Here is a 19,921-nt window from a genome sequence, read left to right on the forward strand (position 1 = left end):
TCATGACAGGGGCGCTCCGGTCCGGAAGGCTTCAGTACACAGCCAGCTGACCGGAAGGTCGTGACGATGCATTCCGACGCGTCCCCCTTCTTCATCGGTCCTCACCGGTTCGACGCCCCCGACGACGACGTGGGCCCGACCCTGGACCGCCGCTACAACCTGCGACCGATTCCCGGCGAGCGGTTGCTCGGGCGACACCAGCTGCTGGTCGCGGGCTACCTGCTCGGGCCGAGCGAGGTGCGACGCCGTTGGCAGTTGCCCGAGCCGGTTGCCGTGACAGTCACCGACCAGCGGATCTGCTGGGTGGGCAGTGGCTCGCAGCTGTCGCTGGTCGGCGACGGCACGCACCGGGCCCGACCGCCGGCTCGACTGAACGGCCTGATGAGCGGCCAGATCCGCTGGCAGTGGCCGTCCCGGTTGGAGCTGCCCACGAGCCCGCCGGACGCGCCGGCGCAGTTGCTGATCGTCTGCGACGCGCTGCGCACCATTCAGCAGCCGGCGTTGGCCCTCAGCGGCGCGACCGCCGAGGTCGTGGCGCTGGCCCGGCAGGTCCGCCGGGCGGTGGCCATGTTCCGGCTCAACCGCCCACAACTGGTCGACCTCTCGGCCCAGGAGCGCGACGTGCTGCTGCTGCGGGCCGGCCCCGGTCTGCTCGCCGGGGACAGCCGGATCACGCTGCCCGGCTCGTTGCCCGTGGAGTTCCACTCCCGGGACGACTACTACCGCTCAAGACCGGATCCGACGACGTGGGGCGGGCTCGCAGGCGGCGCAGCATCCGGGCATCGGTGAAACCGACAGCCCGCGCTGCGGCGTCCACTGTGGTGCCGTGCCCGATCAGGTGCTCGGCCCGTTCCACCCGGAGCAACTGCTGGTAGCCGAGCGGGGTGAGGCCGGTGCTCGCCCGGAAGATCCGGGTGAGGGTTCGTTCGGCCACCCCGCCGGCGGCGGCCAGTTCGGCCAGCGGCAGGGGCTCCGCGTACCGGCTGTCGATCAGATCCTGCACCCGGTGCACCGAGTCGGACAGGTGTGAGCGGTGCCGCATCAACGCGCTGGCCTGCGGCTCGTGCCCGTTGCGGCGGGCGTAGACGACCAGCGTGCGGGCGATCTTGGCGGCGGTCGCCGGGCCGTGCCGGGTCGCCACCAGATGCAGCGCCACGTCGATGCCACTGGCGATGCCCGCCGAGGTGACCACCCGGTCGTCCACCACGTACAGCACGTCGCGGACGACCTGGGCCGCCGGGTGCCGGCGGGCCAGGTCGTCCTGCACCTCGTGGTGGGTGGTGCAGCGGCGGCCGTCGAGCAGCCCGGCCCGCCCGAGCGCGTAAGCCCCGGCGCAGACACTGGCCACCGTGCCACCGGCCGCGTGGTGCTCGGCGAGCCGCCGCAGGTCGCCGGGCGACACCGGTCCCTGCGGCCCGTGCGCCGCCGGCCGCCAACCGGGCACGATCACCAGGTCGTCCGGGGCCAGCTCGGGCCACCGGGTGTCGGCGACCAGCGGTACGCCCTGCACCGTGGGCACCTGCTCGCGCTCCGCGACGTAGTGCAGTCGGTAGTCGTACCCGAGGTCGGCGGCGCTGGAGAAGACCTGGGCCGGCCCGGCGAGGTCCAGCAGGTGCAGCTGTGGGACCAGCAGGAAGACGACCCGGGTCACGACGTCAGCCCCGGCTGCCGGCGAGGGTCACGCCGGTGACCTCGTCCACGGTGCGGATGGTCGCGAAGCGGCCAGCCAGCGCGTACTCGGTGCGGGTCACGATTTCCTCGTTCGTCAGGGTGCGCGGGTCGGCGAGGATCTCCGCGACCGTGGCGGTCTCCGGCAGGTCCCGGTGTGGGATGGGGAAGGTGAGCGTGGCGTCGGTGACGAAGGTCATCCGGTAGCCCAGGTCCGCGCCGACCCGGGTGGTGGTTTCCACGCACTGCTCGGTGCGGATGCCGCAGACGGTGATGTCGGTGATTCCCGCCTGGGTGAGCAGTTGCTGGAGGTTCGTCGTGGTGAACGCGTTGTGTGCGGTCTTGACCAGCGTCGGCTCACCCTCGGCGGGGACCAGCCCGTCGATCAGCCGGACGTAGGAGAGGACGGGGTCGAACAAGCCGCCCGTTCCGGGCTCCGAGTGCAGGACCCACACCACCAGGTCGCCGCGCTGCCGGGCGGCAGTCACCAGCCGGTCGACCTGGCGGATCATGTCGGGGTTGGAGCCGTACGCCCAGATCGGGCGCTGCCGGAAGGACTCTTGCACGTCGATCACGACGAGTGCTGCTCTGCTCATGACGTCGATCCTGGTCGGACGGCCTTCGCGCCGGCAGACACCATTGTGCCCAGGTGCGGAACGATCCGGCCAACTACGGCGTGGGGGCGCGGTGTTCGGCGGCGGCGTCCAGAGCGGCGGCCTCCTCCGGTGTGGGCGCGCTGCCGCCCAGGTGCGCGGGCTGCCACCAGGTGTCGTCCGGGCCTGCCGGGGTGTCCGGATAATCCCGCTGCGCCCGGTCGACGAGGGCGCTGAGCCGGGAGGTCAGCTCGGCGGCCAGCACGTTCGGGTCCGGGAAGTCCGCCGGGTTGATCGGCTCGCCGATCAGGATGGTGATCGGCGTGTGCCGGCGGGTCAGGGTGCGCGGGCGGCCCTTGGTCCAGAGGCGCTGGGTGCCCCACAACGCGACAGGCAGCACAGGCACCTTGGCCGAGCGGGCCATCCGGACCGTGCCGCTCTTGAGCTCCTTGACGGTGAACGACCGGCTGATCGTCGCCTCGGGGAAGACGCCGACGACCTCGCCCTGCTTGAGCGCGCCCACGGCGGCGCGGAACGAGGCCGCGCCGGCCTGCCGGTCCACCGGAATGTGCCGCATCCCGCGCATCAGCGGGCCGGAGATCTTGTGCGTGAAGACCGAATCCTTGGCCATGAAGCGGACCAGCCGACCCGACGCGTTCGCGCCCAGACCGGCGAAGATGAAGTCGAGGTAGCTCACATGGTTGCTGGCCAGCACCGCCCCGCCCGTGCGGGGTACGTGGTGGGCGCCCTCGATCGTGATCTTCAGGTCGAGGACCCGGAACAGCGTCTTGGCGGCGGCGATAACGGGCGGGTACACGAGCTCCGGCATTCGCAGAATCTACCCTGACCGGCTGGGGATCGGCTGGGTGGCGGACCGGCGGCGACGCGGATGGCGCGCCACCGCCGGCCCGGCGGTCCAGCCGGTCAGTCGGAGAGTTTGTTCAGGTCCAGTCGACCCCGGGCGAACGCGTCCACCCGCCCCCAACGACCGGGGATGTCCAGCACCTCGATGCGACCCATCCCCACCGGCAGCCGCGGCTCGACCGCCAGGTGACCCTCGTGCGGCTCCAGACCGAGCATGGTGCGCAGCAGCAACAGCGGCGTACCAGTCGACCAGGCCTGCGGGCTGCACGCCGTCGGGTACTCCACCGGGAACTTGGTCAACTCCCGCGGGTAGCCGCCGAACGCCTCCGGCAACCGGCCGTCGAAGTACGTGGCCGCGTCCAGGATGCCGTTGGCGATGGTCGCGGCCTCCTCGGCGAAGCCGTAGCGGCGCAGACCCCAGGCGATGAACGAGTTGTCGAACGGCCAGATCGTGCCGTTGTGGTAGCCGATGGGGTTGTAGCGGGCCTCCCCCTCGGCGAGGGTGCGCACCCCCCAGCCGGAGAAGAGCCGCGGCCCGACCAGGTGCGCGGCGAGCTTCTCCGCCCGCTCGGGTTCGACGATCCCGCTCCACAGCAGGTGGCCGATGTTGGAGCTGAGGATGTCGCACTGCCGGCCGTCCGGGTCCAGGGCCAGGGCGAAGTACTCCCCGTCGTCCACCCACCAGTCCCTGTTGAACCGTTCCTTCAGCTCTGCCGCCTCCCGCTCCAACTGGTCGGCGAACTCCGGGTCACCCCAGAACTCGCGCGCCAACCGGGCCGCGCGGACCTTCGCGTCGTACGCGTACCCCTGCACCTCGCAGGTGGCCCGTGGGAACGGCGGCAGCGTGCCGTCGGAGTAGGAGATCGAGTCCCAGGAGTCCTTCCAGCACTGGTTCTCCAGGCCGGTGTCGGTGTTGCGTCGCTCGTACCAGATGTAGCCGGTGCCGACCAGGTCGGCGTAGTTGTCGATCCACCTCAGCGCCGCCCGGGACTCCTGCTCCAGCTCCTTGACCAGCGCGACGTCCCCGCTCCACCGCTCGTACTCGTCGAGCAGCACGATGAACAGCGGCGTCGCGTCGACCGAGCCGTAGTACGGCGAGTGGGGCTGCTCCTCGAAGGCCGCGGTCTCGCCGTAGCGCATCTCGTGCAGGATGCGCCCCGGGTCCTCGTCCCGGAAGTCGTCGAACCGGCTGCCCTGCAACGACGCCAGGATGCGCAGCGTCGTCTTCGACAACTGCGGGGTGAACGGCAGCGTCTGTAGGCAGGTGAGGATGCTGTCCCGGCCGAACATGGTCATGAACCAGGGCAGACCGGCGGCGGGCAGGGTGGCGCCGCCCAGCGACAGTGGCGAGAAACGCAGCGCCGCCAGGTCGATCAGACTGCGCCGGTACGTGCTGGCCACCCGGCCGTGCTCACTGTTGACCTTCGGTGCGTCGGCGATCCACTTCTCCAGGTCGTGCTGGAGGGCGAGCCGCTCGGTGCCGTGTTTGCGCAGCCCGAACCGCAGGTCCCGGCCGCCGGGCCCGACCGCGTGGGTCTGCACGTCGATCGAGGCATCCCACTGCTCGTTGGGCTCCAGGTGCACCGTGTACGCGAAGCCCTTGCTGTCGTAGCGGGCCGACATCGACGACGAGATGATCGTCTCCCGCTGGAAGTTTCCCCGCCGGTACCCGAGCCGCAGCCGGTCCGACTCCACCTCGGTGTAGATCTCGCCCTTCTTGTTCAGGATCTCGTCCTTGACCTGGAACAGGTCGGCGAAGTCCGACGCCGCGTCCATCCGGACTTCCAGGTCGACGGGCTTCTCGTCGTGGTTGAGGATGGTCAACTGCTCACAGAAGCTGCCGCCCACTGTGCGCTCCCGGATGATCGACAGCTTCGCGTCCACGTAGTGCGTGGCCATCCCCGGGACCAGGAAGAATCGCGACTCGAAGTACTGCAGGTCGTCGTAGGAGAGCGAGTTGAGTCGCTCACCGTTGACCGTCAGCACCCACGTCGACAGGAACCGGGTGTCGATGGAGAACAGCCCGGTGGGCTCGCTCGGCGTCGCCTCGATGTCACCGGTGTCCTCGCAGACGACGAACGTGTTGCCGTCCAGGATCCGGATCGTGTTGCTCTGCCCCATCAGTGCACCTCCCCGGAGAATCGCCGACGCGGCCCACGGGCGTCCGGGGAACCCGGAAAGATCCGCTCCACCTGTACGACGAGACGAGCGTCACCGGACACCGTCATGTCCCCCCGCAACAGCGCCGCCAGGCCGTGCTCACGCCCCGAGGCGATGTCGTCGAAGAGGACCGGGCTCGCGCCGATCACCGTGTCGGCCTCCTGGTCCTCCTGACTGACGTTCAGCCGGCCGTGGTCGATCCTCAGCAGCCAGTGCCGGGTCTGCGCCCCCTCGTGCAGGTCGATCCGCAGCGTCCCGGAGGTCTTGGCCAGCAGGGGTTCGTACCCCCGCCGGTCCAGGTCCTCGAAGAACCTCGTGGTCGCGTCCACCATCGGGTCCACTCCTCCCAGTTGCCGGGCCGGGGATCCCACCCACCGCGCTCGCGTCGCACGGATGGCCGGCGTTGCACGTCCCCGCACGGGTCCCCGCCACTCCCCCGGCCAACCTCGCCCAATTCGGGTGACCCGACCTTGATCACCCACCCCGCCCTGCGCCGGTGATCAAGAGCTTTGCGTCATCGCTTCCGGCGTGTCGTGACGCGAACCTCTTGATCACCGAAGGGGTGGAGACGCCACAGCGCCGGCCCTCCCGGACGGGAGAGCCGGCGCGCGCCGCGGCGGACGGGTCAGTTGTTCGGGTCGTCGGCGCTGATGTCGGCCAGGACCGACTGCGGTTCGCGCTCGACAGCGAGGTCACCCATCGACACCAGGCCGATCAGGCGCCCGTCGTCGATCACCGGAAGTCGGCGTACGGCGTACGTCCGCATCAGGTCCGCGGCGGCCACGGCATCGTCGTACTGACTCACCGTGATCACGTCGCGAGTGGTGATTTGACTCAACCGGGTCGAGCCCGGGTCCATGTTCTCCGCGACACCTCGGACCGTGATGTCCCGGTCCGTGACGATGCCGACGACACTGTCGCCGTCGGTCACCACCACATCACCTATCGCGCTGTCGCGCATCTCCTGCGCGGCGGCGATGAGCGTGTCGTTGCCGTCCATCGTCACCAACCGGGTCGTCATGAACTCTCCGACCGTTGTCATGGTGCTCCCCTCTCGGTGTTCGGCACGGCCCGTCTACCCGCCGCCCGGGAGGGGGTAACGCCGACGGCCCCGGCCTATCCGCGCGGGTGTCGCAGGCGTCGAAGTTCGTAGAGGCCGCTGCTGGTCAGGCTGTAGAACACCGGCAGCAGCAGGAAGATCACCAGCGCGAACAGCGGGCTGGTCACGAATCCGACCAGGATCGCCAGCGCGTACCCCAGGAGGCCGACCGCGGCCCGGGCCCGTTCGGCCGGGAAGAACCGAAGCGGCACCGTCTGGTCCAGCAGATCGTGATGCCGGGCGAGGTAGTGGTACAGCCCCAACCAGCTCACCGAGACCAGCACCCCGACCAGACCGTAGACGACCACGCCGGTCCGCTGGTCGGCCTGGTCGCCGTCCCGCATGGCCTGCGAGACGACCGAGGTGGCGAACGGCAGCAGCGCGGTGCTGAACAGCACTGCGAGGTTGTACCACTGGAGGGCCTTTCCGCTGTTCATCACCCGGTTGAAGGCGGCTCGGTGGTTCAGCCAGCCCACCGCCACGTACACGTACGACGTGACATAGGCGAGGTACGCGGGCCACTGCTCGACCAGCGCGTGCAGCATCTGACCGCGGCCGACCCGGGGAGGCTGGAGGTCGAGCACCAGCAGCGTGATGATGATGGCGAAGACCCCGTCGCTGAACGACAACAGCCGGGAGGTTTCCCGCCGCAGGGGCGGCCCACCGGGACGGGTCTCGTCGCTGCTCGTTCCCGCGCCCATCGCCCATCCCCTCCCCGACGTCCCGCAACGGCAGATCAGCGCGGTATACCCGTCGACGGGCGGCACACCCGCCCACGGCGGCGCACGTCGACTCCGCTGCCTACCGTGGGCGGATGATGACGGGCGAGGAGGAGCTGCGGGACCTGGTCGCCGGCAGCGAATGGCTGACCCGGGCGCTGACAGTGGTGCGTGATTCCGGGCTGCCGGACGCCTGGATCGGCGCGGGCGCCCTGCGTGACCTGGTCTGGGGCGAGCGATACGGCCACGGGTTCGACCCGGCGCGGGTCCGCGACGTGGACGTGGTCTTCTTCGACCCGGCGAGGCTGACCCGCGTCGACGACGACCGGGCCACCGCGCTACTGGCGGGAATGTGGCCGCAGCCGCCGTGGCAGGCGCGCAACCAGGCGGCGGTGCACACCTGGTACGCGGCCAAGTTCGGCGGCGACCCGATCGAGCCGTACCGAAGCGTGGCCGAGGCGGTCGCCACCTGGCCGGAGTACGCGACAGCCGTGGCCGTCCGCCTGGACCCGGCCGGCCGACTCACGGTCTGCGCCCCGTACGGCCTGACGGATCTGCTGGTCGGGGTGTGGCGGCACAACCCGGCTCGGGTGGATGTGGACCGGTCGCGGCAGCGGTTGGCCCGGCACCGCCCGGCGCAGCGCTGGCCCGGCGTGACAGTGATCGAGCCGGGCTGATCGGCTGCGGGCGGTCTCCCTTGGGCGGGTCAGCCTCGGGGCGGCATCCCGTAGATCCGCTCGACGTGCAGGCGTAACACGATCCGTCCCTCGTCGACCATTGCCTGGCGGTACTCGTCCCAGTCGGGGTGTTCGCCGCTGAGCCCTCGGTAGAGCGCCACCAACTCCTCGACAGTCTCGTCGCCGAGTTCGGTCGCCGGCCGGCTGAGTTCGGCGCGACCCTCGACCACCGCGTACGCCCAACCGTCCTCGCTGCTCACGTGGAAGCTGCCACGCGGGTCGCGGCGCAGGTTGGCGGTCTTGGCGCGGCCGTCGGTGACCGAGACCCGGATCAGGCCCGCGTCCCGGTCGAAGGAGTAGAGCACCGTGGACAGCTGCGGACGCCCGTCTCGCTTGATGGTGGCGAGCACGCCCATCGAGCGGCCGGCCACCAGATCGGTCAACGCCTGCTGGGTGCGGTCATCCGGCATGGTGTCCTCCAGGTTGGACGATCGTCTCCGACCCATCCAAGCACGACCTGCCGGCCGCCGCGGGCGACCACCCGAACGGCGGGGCGACCACCCGCATCGGCACCGAGCCCTCGCCGACGGACGGCGAGGGCTCGGTGTTTCGGCAACCGTGCCGGTCAGCGGCGCTCTGCGGCGACCAGTTCGGCGAGTTGCACAGCGTTCAGCGCTGCGCCCTTGCGCAGGTTGTCGTTGGAGCAGAACAGCGCCAGCCCGTACTCGACGGTCTCGTCGGCGCGGATCCGGCCCACGTAGGTCGGGTCCTGGCCGGCGGCCTGCAACGGGGTCGGGACGTCGGTCAGTGCCACCCCGGGCGCGTCGGCCAGCAGTTCGTGGGCGCGCTGCGGGGTGAGCGGCCGGGCGAACCGGGCGTTGATCTGGAGCGAGTGCCCGGTGAAGACCGGCACCCGGACGCAGGTGCCGGAGACCAACAGGTCGGGGATCTCCAGGATCTTGCGGCTCTCGTTGCGGAGCTTCTGCTCCTCGTCCGTCTCGAAGGAGCCGTCGTCGACGATCGAACCGGCGAGCGGGAGGACGTTGAAGGCGATCGGCTGGGTGAACGAGCGGGGCGCGGGGAACTCGACTGCCGACCCGTCGAAGGCCAGCCCGGCGGCGTGCTCGGCCACCTTGCGGACCTGCTCGTCCAGCTCGGCGACGCCGGCCAGCCCGGCGCCGGAGACCGCCTGGTAGGTGGAGACGACCAGGCCGACCAGGCCGGCCTCGGCGTGCAACGGACGCAGCACCGGCATCGCGGCCATCGTGGTGCAGTTCGGGTTGGCGATGATGCCCTTGGGCCGGTCCAGGGCGGCGTGCGGGTTGACCTCGGCGACCACCAGCGGCACCTGCGGGTCCATCCGGAACGCCGACGAGTTGTCGATCACCACGGCGCCGGCCTCGGCGACCCGGGGCGCCAACTCGCGAGCGGTGCCCTTACCGGCCGAGAAGAGCACGATGTCCAGCTCGGAATAGTCGGCGGTCGCGGCGTCCTCGACTGTCACCTCGCCGTCGCGCCACGGCAGCGTACGCCCGGCGGACCGCGCCGAGGCGAACAACCGCACCTGCTCCGCTGGGAACTCCCGCTCCGCCAGCACCTGCCGCATCACGCCACCGACCTGGCCGGTGGCCCCCACAATGCCGATCCTCATGCCCGCGAGGCTACCGACCCCACCCCCGAAACCGGGACCCCTTTCCCACCCCCCGGGTCCCACCTCACACCCCGCCCTACATCTGTCGATCAAGAGATTCGCGTCAGAAACCGTGCTCCGGATGACGCAAACCTCTTGATCAACGGCGTTCGTCCGGTGCGGGTCAGGGGAGGAGATCTCCCAGGGCGGTGGCTTGCAGGTCGTCGCGGATCACCGCGGCGTCGCCCTCGATGACCAGGGTCAGAGCTTCCGGGTGCAGGTGGGTGGCTGCCGCCGCCGAGACCTGGTCCACGTCGGCGGAGAGCAGCGACTCGCGCAACCGCGCGTGGTAGTCGTCCGGCAGGTCGTGCACCACCAGGGTGGTCAGCGCGGAGGCGATCGCCCGGGGGCTCTGCAATTCGACCGAGAGCTGCCCGGCCCGCCAGGAGCGGGCCACCTCCAGCTCCTCCTCGGTCACCCCGGTGGCCTGGGTACGGGTGATCTCGCCCACCGCCTCGACCAGGGCCGGCGCGGTGACCGCCGTCTGCACGCCGGAACTGACAGCGAACCGACCGAACCGCCGCGACGCGGCGAAGTCGCCCCGGATGCCGTAGGTGTAGCCGTGCACCTCCCGCAGCAGGTGGTTGAGTCGGGAGGTGAACGCCCCGCCGAGCACAGTGCCGGCGAGCGTCATCGGCACGTGGTCGGGGTGCGCCCGGTGTGGCGACGGGTGGCCCAGCCGCAGCGTGGACTGCACCGATCCGGGTCGGTCCACCAGGATGATCCGCCGACCGCCGTGCAGCGGCACCTCGATGGGACCGCCCCGTTCGGTGGGGCCACCACCGGTGCCGGCGAACGCCGCGGCGGCCAGCGCGTCCAGGTCGATCCGGTCCAGGTCACCGGCGACGATCAGGGTGCCGGGGCGGAGGAACCACTCCGAGTGGAAGACGGTCACGTCCTCCACGTCCAACCCGGCGACCGACTCCGGGTCGCCGTGCATCGGCCGCCCCCAGCGGTTCTGCGCGCCGAACAGGTCGGCCCGCAGCGCGGCATCGGCGCGCGGCCCGGGGTTGGCCCAGTCCATCCGGAGCGCGGTCGCCTCGTCGTCGCGGACCCGACGTACGTCGGCGGGGTCGAGCCTGGGCGTCCGGACCGCCTCGGCGAGCAGTTCCACGGCCGCGCTCAGCCGGTCCACCGGGATCACCACGCTGGCCTGGAACGAGTCCCAGTCCAGACCGGTCGACAACGCGGTGCCGAGCCCCTCGACGGCGAGCGCGTACGCGGCGGCGTCCCGCTGCGCGGTCCCCTCCTCCAGCGCCTTGGCCAGCACACCGGACAGCCCCTCCTTGCCGACCGGCTCCTGGCCCGCGCCCACGTCGAGCAGCAGCAGGGCCACGGCGAGGTTCTGCCCCGGCAGGTGCGCGGCGACGACCTGACCACCGGCCACGGCGCGGCGGACCACCGGCGGGAACCGGTACGGGCGGGCGGCACCCGGGCCGGGACGGTCGGCGATCAGCGTCATGAGGTCTCCTCGGGCAGGTAGGTCAGGGTCACCCGGTCGGTGGCGAGCACCTCGGCGGCTGCCTCGGCGATCTGCTCGGCGGTGACCGCGAGCAGGGCCGGCAACTGCTCGGCGATGCGGGCCGGGTCACCGAACTGCGTGGTGTACCGGCCGAGCAGGTCCGCGCGGCCGTCGACGGTGGACAGCTGACGCCACCACCCGGTGCTGAGCAACGCCTTGGCCCGATCCAGCTCGGCGGCGGTGACCGGCACTGTGGCCAGCTCGTCGATGACCTCGGCCAGCCCTTCGGCCAGCCGCTCGGCGCTCACCCCGGGGCGGGCGGTGGCGGTGGCGATCAGCGGTGCCGGGGCGTGTGCGAGGTCCACCCCGTACGCCCCGACCAGGTCCGGTTGCGCGATCCGCTCGCCGTCGGCGAGGCGCTGGTAGAGCCGGCTGCCCCGGCCGCTGCCCAGGATGGTGGCGAGCACGGTGATCACGTTGTATCCCGGGCTGCCGAACGGGTAGCTGCGGTGGGCGATGTAGACCCGTGGCGCCGGCACGTCGGCGCTCACCGACTCGACGGCTGTCTGCCCGGTGACGGGGACGTCGCGGCCGTCCGGTGCCGGCGGGATGTCGTCGCGGGCGGGCAGCGCGCCGAAGTACTTGTCGGCGAGCGCGAACACGTCGGAGGCGGTGGCGTCGCCGACCACTGTCAGCACCGCGTTGTTCGGCGCGTAGTAGGTCTGGTGGAACGCCTGGAAGGTGGCCAGGTCGGCGGCATTCAGGTCGGCCATCGAACCGATCGTCGCGTGGTGGTAGGGGTGTCCCGGCGGGTAGAGCAGCGGAAGCAACCGCAGCCAGGCGTCGCCGTATGGCACGTTCTCGTAGCGCTGCCGGCGTTCGTTCTTCACCACGTCCCGCTGGTTGTCCAGCGTCTCCTGGGTGAGGGCGGGGACCAGGCCGCCCATCCGGTCGGCCTCCAACCAGAGCGCCAGCTCCAGGTGCTCGGCCGGAACCGTCTCGAAATAGTTGGTCCGGTCCGGGTTGGTGGTGGCGTTGAGCGAGCCGCCGGAGCCCTGGATCAGCTTCATGTGCTCGGTCTTCGCCACGTTCACCGAACCCTCGAACATCAGGTGCTCGAAGAGGTGGGCGAAACCGGTCTGCCCAGCCGGCTCGTGCCGGGAGCCGACGTCGTACCAGAGGTTGACGGCCACGGCGGGCGCGGTGCGATCCTCACTCACCACCACGCGCAGGCCGTTGTCCAGTCGGGACGTCTGAATGGGCCAGGGGTAACCGCTGTCGGGCATGCCCCCGACGCTATCCGATCTCGGAGGCGGAAAGGTGACGTGCCGTCGGTCGGCGAGCCGACCCGGGCGGCATCGGAGCCGCCGCGCGGGGTACCGGGAAGCAATGACCGTGACCCCGCCTCCGTCCCGGGCCGCCGGCCGGGCCGCCACCGCCGTCGAACGCGCCAGCACGGCACTCGGCCGGCTGCGCCGTGGCCGGTTGCTGCATCCGGCCGGTCGCTCGTTCGTCGGCGAGACGGTGATCTGGGGTACGCCCGGACCGCCAACCGGTGTCGCTCTGCTGGACCGCCCCGGCCGGTACCGGACCAGCATCCGGCTCTCCAAGGGGACGCCCACGCCCGGCAGTTGGCCGGACGTTCTTGGCCTCGCGCTGCGCCTGCACCGCGGCGACGGCCGGCCGTTCGACCTGCTGGTCAGCTCCAGCGGCGCGGCCCCGGTGCTGCGGAACCTGCCGCTGCCCCGACGCCGCTTCACGGGCACGTACAGCACGATCACGTGCTACCGCGCGGGTCGGCGCCGCCTCTGGCTGGCCGCGCTGGCCGACCCCGACTCGGCCGACCTCGGTCGCAGCCTGGCCACGGCGGCCGCCGTGACCCGGACGGACACCCCGCGTCTGGTGCTCGCGGTCGCGTCGGCGGTGGGGCCGTGGCGGCTGGTCGGGCAGGTCCTCCTCGGTGCCCAGCTCAGCGCCGAGGAGGACGCGGCGCTCGCGTTCGACCCGGTGCGCAACCTGCCACCCGCACTGCGGGTGGCAGGTCCGCTGGCCTGGCTGCGAGACCAGACCTACCGGGGGTCGCGCCGGGCCCGTGGGGCGACAGCTCAGTCCGGCGGTTCGACCGCCACCACTGTCTGATCCGAGGTACGACGCTCCAGCACCGTGTCCGGGGCGGCGTTCTGGTCCGCCTCGCGGATGTCCGAGTCGGCGAGGATGGCCTCCGCCTGCGCCTCCGGGTCGTCGCTGCCCACCGCCCTCTCCTCGGGCAGGAGGTGGTGCGCGCGGGACTCCACCCGGTCCTGATCGCTCTGCTCGTGTGTCATGGCACCCCTGTTACCCCGACCGCGCCCCCGGCACGCGATCTTCGCCCCGCATCTTGGGACGACAGGACGGGAGACCCCGTTTGGTCGGGTACGCTGGCCCGGTGACGCGTTCCTATCGATGGTTTAGGCAGCCGGCTCGCACGCCGGTGACTTCACTATGAACTGACGTCACCACAGACCGAGCCGGCCGGGCAGGAGCTGTCGTTCCTGCCCTTTTGCGTACGAGCAGCCGGCTCGTCCCGGGCACCGGCCCCGGGCACGGTCGGCGGAAGGATGCCCACCGTGACGACCCCGGAGACTGATCGGGTCAGCGATCAGCGAATCGACCGTGTCGTGCCGCTGACCACGCCCGCCCTGCTGCACCACGAGTTACCCCTGGACGCCCCGCTCGCGTCGGCCGTGTTGACCGGCCGCCGCGCGGTCGGTCGCGTGCTGGACCGCGAGGACGACCGCCTGCTGGTGGTGGTCGGTCCCTGCTCGGTGCATGACCCGGCCGCCGCCCTGGACTACGCGCAGCGCCTTCGGACGGCTGCCGACCGGCTCGCCGACGACCTGCTGATCGTCATGCGGGTCTACTTCGAGAAGCCGCGCTCGACTGTCGGTTGGAAGGGCCTGATCAACGATCCCGGCCTGGACGGCAGTGGGGACGTCAACACCGGTCTGCGGCTGGCCCGTGCGCTGCTGCTCGACGTGCTCCGCCTCGGCCTGCCGGTGGGTTGCGAGTTCCTCGACCCGATCACCCCGCAGTACATCGCGGACACGGTGGCCTGGGGCGCGATCGGTGCCCGCACCGTGGAGAGCCAGGTGCACCGCCAGCTCGCCTCCGGCCTGTCCATGCCGATCGGCATGAAGAACCGCCCGGACGGCAGCATCGGCACGGCCGTGGACGCGATCCGCGCCGCCGGGGTGCCGCACGTCTTCCCCGGCATCGACTTCTCCGGCACCCCGGCGATCCTGCACACCCGGGGCAACACCGACGGGCACCTGGTGTTGCGCGGTGGGGGCGGCCGGCCCAACTACGACGCCGGGTCAGTCGCCGGGGCACTCGACCTGCTCCGCGCCGCCGACCTGCCGGAGCGGCTGGTGATCGACGCCAGTCACGCCAACAGCGGCAAGGACCACCGCAACCAGCCGCTGGTCGCCGCGGACGTGGCCGCCCAGATGGCCGCCGGCCAGCGGGGTATCACCGGCGTGATGCTGGAGTCCTTCCTGCTGCCCGGCCGGCAGGAACTCGACCCGACCCGGGAGCTGGAGTACGGCCGGTCGGTCACCGACGCCTGCCTGGGCTGGGACGACACCGCCGAGGTGCTCGACCACCTCGCCTCGGCCGTGCGGGCCCGCCGGGCCACCCTGCCGACGACGGTGTGACAGCCGACACCGCTGCCCGCGGAACACGAGCGGGGGTCGGCTCGTTGACTGGGGTGTCGGTGTGTCCAGTGTCCCCGGGCCTCACCTAAATAGCCTTCGCGGAATACCGTCCGGCTGGAGCCGCGTAGTGCCACTCGCCGAGAGGCGACCTGCACACCGACACCAGCGCCGCCCCCGGCCCACAAGGCCGGGGGCGGCGCTGTCTGTATTCGGCGAACACCAGCGGACGGACGCGGCCTGGCCGAGAGGGCCGAGCAACATCACCCTCGCCCTCCTTCGCCCCGCTACGTCGTTGCCTCCCTTTGCTCTGCCCCCGCCCTTTGCTCTGCCCCCGCCCTTTGCTCTGCCCCCGCCCTTTGCTCTGCACCCGCCCGCGCACCACCTACCGAGCGTGACTGTCGCCTGGGCGGGTGCAGAGCAAAGGAGGATTCGCGGAGCTGTCGACCGAGAGCGCAGGCCGCCACCGGGGTGACGTTTGACCGATTCCGCCCCGGGTAGCTGATCGACGTGACCGACGACGCATCTGTGGCCGGCGAGCCGGACACCCAGGCCCTCGACGACCTGCTCGACGACATCTTCCGGGCGCAGGAGCGGGTCACCCAGGCGGAGATCTATCGCCGGGCGGTGGCCGCCGAGCTTCCACCGGACCTGCTCGCCCGCATCGACGCGCTTCCCGAGGGCGAGTACGCGGTGGACGAGGCCAGCGACCTGCTAGGCGGTTCCATCGGCTGAGCGACCTGGGCGGCGCCATCGCGTGAATGACCGCAGGAGGGACATCGACATGACGCACCACGAGGACCACGACGAGAAGGTGCCGGCGCTGGGTCAGCCCCCGAAGGGCAGGGACACCACACCCGAGCCGGACTTCGCCAACGAGCACGACCGCACGGCGGTGGATCGGGACATCATCACCGGGGCGGACGAGGACGAACGGGAGCCGGAGTCGCCGCACGGTTGGTCCGGCATGCAACGTTGAGGCGTACGCGAAAGGGGGGCCGGTGTCTGCCGGCCCCCCTTTCCCGTCCCGCTGGTCAGTCGTCGTCCTGGTGCCCACCCTCGGCGGCCTGTTGAGCCGTCGCGTACGCCATCTGGAGGAAGTCGGACGCGGCGACCGCCGTCAGCGCGGTGGCCACCAGGCGGGTGAGCCGGGGCGCGAGCACCAGGCCACCGGTCAGCCCGGTGGCCACCCAGACCGCCAGGCAGAACGGGCAGCTCAGCAGCTCGCCGATGGCGTGCCGGGTGGGGCTGCCCGAGTCGCGCACCTGCTCCATCACCTCGCCGCTGCCGATCGGACGGTCATAGCGGGTGAACGGGGCCCGCAACGGGCTGGTCACCGCGTCCTTCGACAGCAACCGGCTCAGTTTGTGCGTGGCGATGGAGAGCAGCACCACGTCGGACGGCGCGGGACGCTCCGGCACCGGACGGCCGGTCGCCTTGACCAGACCGGCGAGAGCCACGGTCACCCCGGCGTAGGCGCCCATCGCCACCAGGTAGCCGCCGAGCGGCCGGTGCTCGTGCGGCGCGTACGCCCGGCGCAGCCGGGCCGCCTTCTGTCGCAGGCCAGTGTCGCTCACCCGATCTCCTCAACTGTCGTGGTGGTGCGGGAACGACGTCCCGCGCGGCCGGCTCAGCCGGCCTGGAGGTTGTCGGCGACCTCGCGTGCCAGGTTGGTGAGCGCCTCGTCGGCCAACTGGTCCGGACCGGGCCCGCCGGACCCGTCGGCGAGGTCGAGTTGGATCCGGGCACCACCGGAATCCGCCGGCTCCACCCGGATTTCGGCGGACCAGTCGTCGGCGTCGCCGTCGCCCCAGCGGGCGCGCAGCTCCTCACCACTGATCTCCGCGGCGGGGCTGCCGTCTCCGCGCAGCGGCTCCGGCAGCCAGGCCGAGGCACGGTCGGGGTCGGTGGCCGTGCTGAAGACCACCTCGGGTGGCGCGGACATGCCGCGCACGGCGCGCGCCGGCATCACGCGTCCCGCAGGCGGCTGGGATCGACCTCGCGACCCGGGTGGCGGGCCAGGTACTCGGTCTCCAGCTCCGCCGTGCGCCGCAGGTGGTTCGCGAGTGCGGAGTCCGCCGCGTGCCGCAGCGTGTCCAGACGGGTGCGGTGCAGGCTGTGCATCTCGCGGATCAGGTCCTCGTCGGTCAGCTCCGTCGGGTCGATGCCGAGCAGGTCGCCGTCGAGGCCGGGAGCGCCGGCCGGGTCGCCGAGCTGATCGCCGCCCCACTCGGGCACCCGCTGCTCCGGGCTCATATCCGCACTGCCGCTGGACGCAAAGCCGTCCCCACGTACCGATCCGGTCATGATCGCCCCCCTTGATCTCGTTTGGGCTGGCGTCTAGACGATTGCCCAGGCGCGGTGATGCCAAACCAAGCCGGCGAGGCGACGACTACGACACGGTGTCGGAGACCGGTAGCGCCCCCGGTACCCTCAATGTCATGAGGCGGCTCTGGACCCCGGCGTGGATCGCACGCCACGTGGCCATGGTCGTGCTGGTCGTGGGCTTTCTCGGGCTGGGCTGGTGGCAGATCAGCCGGGCCACCGCCGGCAACAGCCTGAGCTGGGGGTACGCGGTCGAGTGGCCGATCTTCGCCGGCTTCGTGGTGTACGTCTGGTGGCGTGAGGTGAAGCTGGCCCGCCGCAAGGCGGCGGAGGCCGACGCGCCGCCCGCGGATCCGGCCGTCGAGCCGGCGCCGACGGTCACCACCGGGTCCCGACCGGCGGTACGCCGCCCGGTGCGGGTGTCCCGGGTACCTGCCACCGGCGATGTCGCCGAGGACACCGATCTGGCCGCCTACAACCACTACCTGTCATGGTTGAACGCCAATCCGGGCGCCCGGCCCGGTGACTATCCCGGCTGAGCCGGGCTCGGAAGGACGGACGAAGGTGGGCGCTGCCCTTACTCGGTACCGCGTGATCGCCTGGATCGTGGGCGTGGTGCTGATCCTGCTGGTCGTGATCGGCATGCCGCTGAAGTACGCGTTCGACAACCCGGTCGTCGTGGAGACCATCGGGCCGGCGCACGGCTTCCTCTACATGATCTACCTGGTGGCCGCGTTCGACCTGAGCCGCCGAGCCGACTGGCCGCTGAAGCGGATGCTGCTGGTGATGCTGGCCGGCACGGTGCCGTTCGTCTCGTTCTACGCCGAGCGCCGGGTCAGCGCCTGGGTGGCCGCGCCGCAGCAGGCACGGACTCCGGAGCCGATCGCCCGCTGAGCTTGCTGGACGGCCGGTGGGCCCAATGCGGCTCCGGCCCACCGCCGTCGGGTCATCGGTTGGGCCGCCACGGGTCCGCTCCGGCGAGCGGGTCGACCCAACTGCCGTAGCGGTTGACCTCCCGGGCCCGCAGCAGCGACCGGGTGACCTGGCCGAACTGCCGTTCGTCGTCGGCGCTGAACAGCAGCACCTCCGAGCCCTGGTACCACCCCCACAGTTCGTGCGGTGGTGGGCGCCAGCGATCGCCGACCAGGGCGAGAGCGGCCGGGAGCAGGAACACCGCGCCGAGGATCAGGTACGCCCCGGCGGTGAGGCGGTGCAGACCGCCGGTGAAGCCGAGGAGCACCCCCACACCGCCGAGCATGCTGGCGGTGATGACCACGGCCCGGACGGCGATCCGGTCGTGCGGACCCCGGGTGGTACGCAGATGGGTCAGGTCGGCGATCCGGTAACTGTTCCGACCGACGGTGAACCTGTCGACGGTCACGATGATGCCGGGCCGCGCGTACAGCAGGGTCGACCGAGCGCCCGGCACCGTTCGCGGGGGTCGCGTCTTTGCGCCTTCACGATTCACGGTTCCTCCCGAAGGGGACGGTTGGCCGAGTGGCCCCGTCGGCGATTCATCGCTGCCTGTTGACGGGATTCCCGGCTCCGGACTTCATTGTGTTGCGGCGCCGCCAGTGGACCTGGGCATTTACCGGGTCCCGACAGCTCGCCACCACTGGGTGACATCGCCGAGAAACCGCATCCATTTCAGCTTTTATCGGTTATGGCGGCTAGGAATCCGGCGGCATACGCCCGGAACGACGAAAGTCGCATATCCGTCAGTAGGCCGCCAAAAGGGCGATGTTCCCTCGCTCGCAGGTGTCATCAGCCACGATGGCGCCACCCAGCGCAGGCGCCCGACCCGCAACTCTCCCAACTTTCGCCCCTGCTTCAACTGCGAGCGACATCCGTCCCGGGTTAGGTTGGGCGAGCCGGTCCGGCCCAGTGCCGTCCGCCCGGATGGCCCCGGCCGGTGTCGTCGAGGGCGTCAGCAGCCCCGACGGCCGTGGGAGAGGGGCCTTCCGCTCTTGTCATCCCTGAGAAATCTGCTGCGCACCGTGGCGCTGGTCGGCATGTCGGCCGCGCTGATCGCCCCGACGGCGGTGGCCCAGGCCGAGCCGTCCCCCGCCGACCTGACCCGCCGGATCGAGACGTCCTCGGCCGAGTTGGAGCGGGTCGTCGAGTCCTACAACAAGTTGCGTGAGGAGATCAAGACAAACGAGGCCGCCGTGGCCCGATTACAGACCCGCATCGGCCCGCTCGAACAGCAGGTCGAGCAGAGCCGAGCCGACGTGGCGGAACTCGCCTCCACCGCGTACAAGAGCGGCGGTCTGCGCACCGCGGACGCATTGCTCCGTCCCGGCGGCTCGGCCGCACTGCTGGACCGGCTCGGCACGATCGAGCAGTTGACCCGTCAGCGGCAGGAGCGCATCTCCGGCTTCACTGCCGACCAGCAGCGGCTGCTCGACGAGAAGGCACGCCTGGGCGCGACGCTGACCCGGCAGGCCGCACAGGCTCGTCAGCTCGCCGCGGGTAAGAAGCAGATCGAGCAGGACCTGGCCAAGCTGTACGAGCTGCGCCGGCAGGCGTACGGGGCCGCCACCGAGCGACCCGAGCCCAGGGCGGCGACGAGCGAGGCCAAGAACGTGCCCGCCGTGTCCGGTGCTGCCGGAGCGGCGGTGCGTTACGCGTTCGGCGCGATCGGCAAGCCGTACGTCTGGGCGGCCGACGGGCCGAACGGTTACGACTGTTCCGGCCTGACCTCGGCTGCCTGGCGGGCGGCCGGGAAGTCCCTGCCGCACAACACCCGGATGCAGTGGAGCGCTGTCGCCCACATCGGGCGGGGCGAACTGCGCCCCGGCGACCTGGTCTTCTACAGCGGGCTCGGGCACGTCGCCCTCTACGTGGGCGACGGTCAGGTGATCGACGCGCCCAGCGCCGGTCGTAACGTGCTCAAGCGTGGCATGAACATGATGTCCATCCAGGGTTACGGCCGGGTGCGCTAACCACCATCGGAAACGGCGAACGGCCGGCGT

25 protein-coding genes are annotated in these 19,921 nt (G+C 71.2%); 9 read left to right on the forward strand and 16 right to left on the reverse strand.

Features of this window, described 5'->3' with window-relative positions; genetic code table 11:
* The first annotated feature begins 66 nt into the window (after positions 1-66).
* Positions 67-789 (forward strand): hypothetical protein, encoded by a 723-nt coding sequence (locus tag OHB44_RS28200; RefSeq protein ID WP_238685488.1) that lies wholly within the window; start codon positions 67-69, stop codon positions 787-789.
* On the opposite strand, the gene OHB44_RS28205 is transcribed toward OHB44_RS28200, so the two are convergent.
* The 7 genes from OHB44_RS28205 to OHB44_RS28235 form a co-directional block, all read right to left on the reverse strand.
* On the reverse strand, positions 671-1,651 hold the full coding sequence (locus OHB44_RS28205) for a GlxA family transcriptional regulator (RefSeq protein ID WP_330438848.1): 981 nt from the start codon (positions 1,649-1,651) through the stop codon (positions 671-673). The two genes, OHB44_RS28200 and OHB44_RS28205, sit on opposite strands and share 119 nt — an antisense overlap.
* Positions 1,652-1,655: 4 nt before the next feature.
* On the reverse strand, positions 1,656-2,264 hold the full coding sequence (locus OHB44_RS28210; protein ID WP_238685490.1) for an isochorismatase family protein: 609 nt from the start codon (positions 2,262-2,264) through the stop codon (positions 1,656-1,658).
* Between the two features lie 73 nt (positions 2,265-2,337).
* Positions 2,338-3,090, reverse strand: coding sequence for a lysophospholipid acyltransferase family protein (locus tag OHB44_RS28215; protein ID WP_330438849.1), 753 nt, complete (start codon positions 3,088-3,090; stop codon positions 2,338-2,340).
* A 95-nt stretch (positions 3,091-3,185) separates the two neighbouring features.
* The gene (locus OHB44_RS28220; protein WP_238685492.1) at positions 3,186-5,246 is read right to left on the reverse strand and encodes an amylo-alpha-1,6-glucosidase; all 2,061 of its coding nucleotides are present in this window, start codon (positions 5,244-5,246) and stop codon (positions 3,186-3,188) included.
* Positions 5,246-5,617 (reverse strand): SCP2 sterol-binding domain-containing protein, encoded by a 372-nt coding sequence (locus OHB44_RS28225; protein WP_238685493.1) that lies wholly within the window; start codon positions 5,615-5,617, stop codon positions 5,246-5,248. Before OHB44_RS28225 ends, OHB44_RS28220 begins: the two co-directional genes overlap by 1 nt.
* Positions 5,618-5,910: 293 nt before the next feature.
* Positions 5,911-6,327 carry a CBS domain-containing protein gene (locus OHB44_RS28230; RefSeq protein ID WP_091405600.1) on the reverse strand — a complete coding sequence of 139 codons (417 nt, stop codon included), beginning with the start codon at positions 6,325-6,327 and terminating at the stop codon, positions 5,911-5,913.
* 74 nt (positions 6,328-6,401) lie between these two features.
* A complete protein-coding gene (locus OHB44_RS28235; protein ID WP_238685494.1) occupies positions 6,402-7,085 on the reverse strand; it encodes a TMEM175 family protein in 684 nt (227 codons plus the stop codon).
* A 113-nt stretch (positions 7,086-7,198) separates the two neighbouring features.
* Here OHB44_RS28235 and OHB44_RS28240 point away from each other — a divergent pair, with 113 nt between their 5' ends.
* Positions 7,199-7,780 carry a nucleotidyltransferase family protein gene (locus tag OHB44_RS28240; RefSeq protein ID WP_330438850.1) on the forward strand — a complete coding sequence of 194 codons (582 nt, stop codon included), beginning with the start codon at positions 7,199-7,201 and terminating at the stop codon, positions 7,778-7,780.
* A 29-nt stretch (positions 7,781-7,809) separates the two neighbouring features.
* Here OHB44_RS28240 and OHB44_RS28245 read toward each other — a convergent pair whose 3' ends face one another.
* From OHB44_RS28245 to OHB44_RS28260, 4 genes are all read right to left on the reverse strand, one after another.
* On the reverse strand, positions 7,810-8,250 hold the full coding sequence (locus OHB44_RS28245; RefSeq protein ID WP_330441289.1) for a PPOX class F420-dependent oxidoreductase: 441 nt from the start codon (positions 8,248-8,250) through the stop codon (positions 7,810-7,812).
* A 155-nt stretch (positions 8,251-8,405) separates the two neighbouring features.
* The gene (locus tag OHB44_RS28250) at positions 8,406-9,431 is read right to left on the reverse strand and encodes an aspartate-semialdehyde dehydrogenase (RefSeq protein ID WP_196919411.1); all 1,026 of its coding nucleotides are present in this window, start codon (positions 9,429-9,431) and stop codon (positions 8,406-8,408) included.
* Positions 9,432-9,594: 163 nt separating this feature from the next.
* Positions 9,595-10,932, reverse strand: a complete 1,338-nt coding sequence (locus OHB44_RS28255; RefSeq protein ID WP_238685496.1) for a M16 family metallopeptidase — start codon at positions 10,930-10,932, stop codon at positions 9,595-9,597.
* Positions 10,929-12,218, reverse strand: a complete 1,290-nt coding sequence (locus tag OHB44_RS28260) for a M16 family metallopeptidase (protein WP_238685497.1) — start codon at positions 12,216-12,218, stop codon at positions 10,929-10,931. Before OHB44_RS28260 ends, OHB44_RS28255 begins: the two co-directional genes overlap by 4 nt.
* A gap of 103 nt (positions 12,219-12,321) precedes the next feature.
* Between OHB44_RS28260 and OHB44_RS28265 the strand changes: the two genes are divergently transcribed.
* A complete protein-coding gene (locus OHB44_RS28265) occupies positions 12,322-13,071 on the forward strand; it encodes a phosphodiesterase (RefSeq protein WP_330438851.1) in 750 nt (249 codons plus the stop codon).
* Here OHB44_RS28265 and OHB44_RS28270 read toward each other — a convergent pair.
* Positions 13,038-13,256, reverse strand: a complete 219-nt coding sequence (locus tag OHB44_RS28270; protein WP_238685499.1) for a hypothetical protein — start codon at positions 13,254-13,256, stop codon at positions 13,038-13,040. The genes OHB44_RS28265 and OHB44_RS28270 overlap by 34 nt on opposite strands.
* Before the next feature lie 273 nt (positions 13,257-13,529).
* Here OHB44_RS28270 and OHB44_RS28275 point away from each other — a divergent pair, with 273 nt between their 5' ends.
* The 3 genes from OHB44_RS28275 to OHB44_RS28285 all read left to right on the forward strand — a co-directional run bounded on the left by OHB44_RS28275 (position 13,530) and on the right by OHB44_RS28285 (position 15,600).
* Positions 13,530-14,624 carry a 3-deoxy-7-phosphoheptulonate synthase gene (locus OHB44_RS28275; protein WP_238685500.1) on the forward strand — a complete coding sequence of 365 codons (1,095 nt, stop codon included), beginning with the start codon at positions 13,530-13,532 and terminating at the stop codon, positions 14,622-14,624.
* A gap of 498 nt (positions 14,625-15,122) precedes the next feature.
* Positions 15,123-15,356: a hypothetical protein gene (locus OHB44_RS28280; RefSeq protein ID WP_274531013.1), complete on the forward strand. Its 234-nt coding sequence runs from the start codon at positions 15,123-15,125 to the stop codon at positions 15,354-15,356.
* A gap of 49 nt (positions 15,357-15,405) precedes the next feature.
* Complete coding sequence (locus OHB44_RS28285) at positions 15,406-15,600, forward strand: hypothetical protein (protein ID WP_091405645.1); 195 nt, start codon at positions 15,406-15,408, stop codon at positions 15,598-15,600.
* 55 nt (positions 15,601-15,655) lie between these two features.
* Here OHB44_RS28285 and OHB44_RS28290 read toward each other — a convergent pair whose 3' ends face one another.
* From OHB44_RS28290 to OHB44_RS28300, 3 genes are read right to left on the reverse strand one after another with little or no spacing between them, the layout of a single operon-like run.
* Positions 15,656-16,198 carry a DUF1360 domain-containing protein gene (locus OHB44_RS28290; RefSeq protein WP_330438852.1) on the reverse strand — a complete coding sequence of 181 codons (543 nt, stop codon included), beginning with the start codon at positions 16,196-16,198 and terminating at the stop codon, positions 15,656-15,658.
* A 53-nt stretch (positions 16,199-16,251) separates the two neighbouring features.
* Positions 16,252-16,590: an SRPBCC family protein gene (locus OHB44_RS28295; protein ID WP_238678168.1), complete on the reverse strand. Its 339-nt coding sequence runs from the start codon at positions 16,588-16,590 to the stop codon at positions 16,252-16,254.
* On the reverse strand, positions 16,590-16,931 hold the full coding sequence (locus OHB44_RS28300; protein ID WP_372488318.1) for a DUF6158 family protein: 342 nt from the start codon (positions 16,929-16,931) through the stop codon (positions 16,590-16,592). Before OHB44_RS28300 ends, OHB44_RS28295 begins: the two co-directional genes overlap by 1 nt.
* A gap of 131 nt (positions 16,932-17,062) precedes the next feature.
* On the opposite strand from OHB44_RS28300, the gene OHB44_RS28305 reads away from it, so the two are divergent.
* Both OHB44_RS28305 and OHB44_RS28310 read left to right on the forward strand, forming a co-directional pair.
* On the forward strand, positions 17,063-17,485 hold the full coding sequence (locus OHB44_RS28305) for a hypothetical protein (RefSeq protein ID WP_330438853.1): 423 nt from the start codon (positions 17,063-17,065) through the stop codon (positions 17,483-17,485).
* A 25-nt stretch (positions 17,486-17,510) separates the two neighbouring features.
* Positions 17,511-17,840 (forward strand): DUF3817 domain-containing protein, encoded by a 330-nt coding sequence (locus OHB44_RS28310; RefSeq protein ID WP_238684510.1) that lies wholly within the window; start codon positions 17,511-17,513, stop codon positions 17,838-17,840.
* 52 nt (positions 17,841-17,892) lie between these two features.
* On the opposite strand, the gene OHB44_RS28315 is transcribed toward OHB44_RS28310, so the two are convergent.
* The gene (locus OHB44_RS28315) at positions 17,893-18,414 is read right to left on the reverse strand and encodes a DUF6232 family protein (RefSeq protein WP_238684509.1); all 522 of its coding nucleotides are present in this window, start codon (positions 18,412-18,414) and stop codon (positions 17,893-17,895) included.
* A gap of 499 nt (positions 18,415-18,913) precedes the next feature.
* Here OHB44_RS28315 and OHB44_RS28320 point away from each other — a divergent pair, with 499 nt between their 5' ends.
* Entirely contained in the window at positions 18,914-19,891 is a 978-nt protein-coding gene (locus OHB44_RS28320) for a C40 family peptidase (protein ID WP_330438854.1), read from the forward strand.
* Positions 19,892-19,921 lie beyond the last annotated feature (30 nt).

Origin of the sequence: Micromonospora sp. NBC_00821, assembly GCF_036347035.1 — a bacterium.
Lineage (GTDB): Bacteria > Actinomycetota > Actinomycetes > Mycobacteriales > Micromonosporaceae > Micromonospora > Micromonospora hortensis.

Excerpts from the sequence above, each read along its gene's own strand:
- OHB44_RS28200 (WP_238685488.1), top strand. The coding sequence starts at position 67 with ATGCATTCCGACGCGTCCCCCTTCTTCATCGGTCCTCACCGGTTCGAC.
- OHB44_RS28210 (WP_238685490.1), bottom strand. The coding sequence starts at position 2,264 with ATGAGCAGAGCAGCACTCGTCGTGATCGACGTGCAAGAGTCCTTCCGG.
- OHB44_RS28215 (WP_330438849.1), bottom strand. The coding sequence starts at position 3,090 with ATGCCGGAGCTCGTGTACCCGCCCGTTATCGCCGCCGCCAAGACGCTG.
- OHB44_RS28220 (WP_238685492.1), bottom strand. The coding sequence starts at position 5,246 with ATGGGGCAGAGCAACACGATCCGGATCCTGGACGGCAACACGTTCGTC.
- OHB44_RS28225 (WP_238685493.1), bottom strand. The coding sequence starts at position 5,617 with ATGGTGGACGCGACCACGAGGTTCTTCGAGGACCTGGACCGGCGGGGG.
- OHB44_RS28230 (WP_091405600.1), bottom strand. The coding sequence starts at position 6,327 with ATGACAACGGTCGGAGAGTTCATGACGACCCGGTTGGTGACGATGGAC.
- OHB44_RS28235 (WP_238685494.1), bottom strand. The coding sequence starts at position 7,085 with ATGGGCGCGGGAACGAGCAGCGACGAGACCCGTCCCGGTGGGCCGCCC.
- OHB44_RS28240 (WP_330438850.1), top strand. The coding sequence starts at position 7,199 with ATGATGACGGGCGAGGAGGAGCTGCGGGACCTGGTCGCCGGCAGCGAA.
- OHB44_RS28245 (WP_330441289.1), bottom strand. The coding sequence starts at position 8,250 with ATGCCGGATGACCGCACCCAGCAGGCGTTGACCGATCTGGTGGCCGGC.
- OHB44_RS28250 (WP_196919411.1), bottom strand. The coding sequence starts at position 9,431 with ATGAGGATCGGCATTGTGGGGGCCACCGGCCAGGTCGGTGGCGTGATG.
- OHB44_RS28255 (WP_238685496.1), bottom strand. The coding sequence starts at position 10,932 with ATGACGCTGATCGCCGACCGTCCCGGCCCGGGTGCCGCCCGCCCGTAC.
- OHB44_RS28260 (WP_238685497.1), bottom strand. The coding sequence starts at position 12,218 with ATGCCCGACAGCGGTTACCCCTGGCCCATTCAGACGTCCCGACTGGAC.
- OHB44_RS28265 (WP_330438851.1), top strand. The coding sequence starts at position 12,322 with ATGACCGTGACCCCGCCTCCGTCCCGGGCCGCCGGCCGGGCCGCCACC.
- OHB44_RS28270 (WP_238685499.1), bottom strand. The coding sequence starts at position 13,256 with ATGACACACGAGCAGAGCGATCAGGACCGGGTGGAGTCCCGCGCGCAC.
- OHB44_RS28275 (WP_238685500.1), top strand. The coding sequence starts at position 13,530 with ATGCCCACCGTGACGACCCCGGAGACTGATCGGGTCAGCGATCAGCGA.
- OHB44_RS28285 (WP_091405645.1), top strand. The coding sequence starts at position 15,406 with ATGACGCACCACGAGGACCACGACGAGAAGGTGCCGGCGCTGGGTCAG.
- OHB44_RS28295 (WP_238678168.1), bottom strand. The coding sequence starts at position 16,590 with ATGCCGGCGCGCGCCGTGCGCGGCATGTCCGCGCCACCCGAGGTGGTC.
- OHB44_RS28305 (WP_330438853.1), top strand. The coding sequence starts at position 17,063 with ATGAGGCGGCTCTGGACCCCGGCGTGGATCGCACGCCACGTGGCCATG.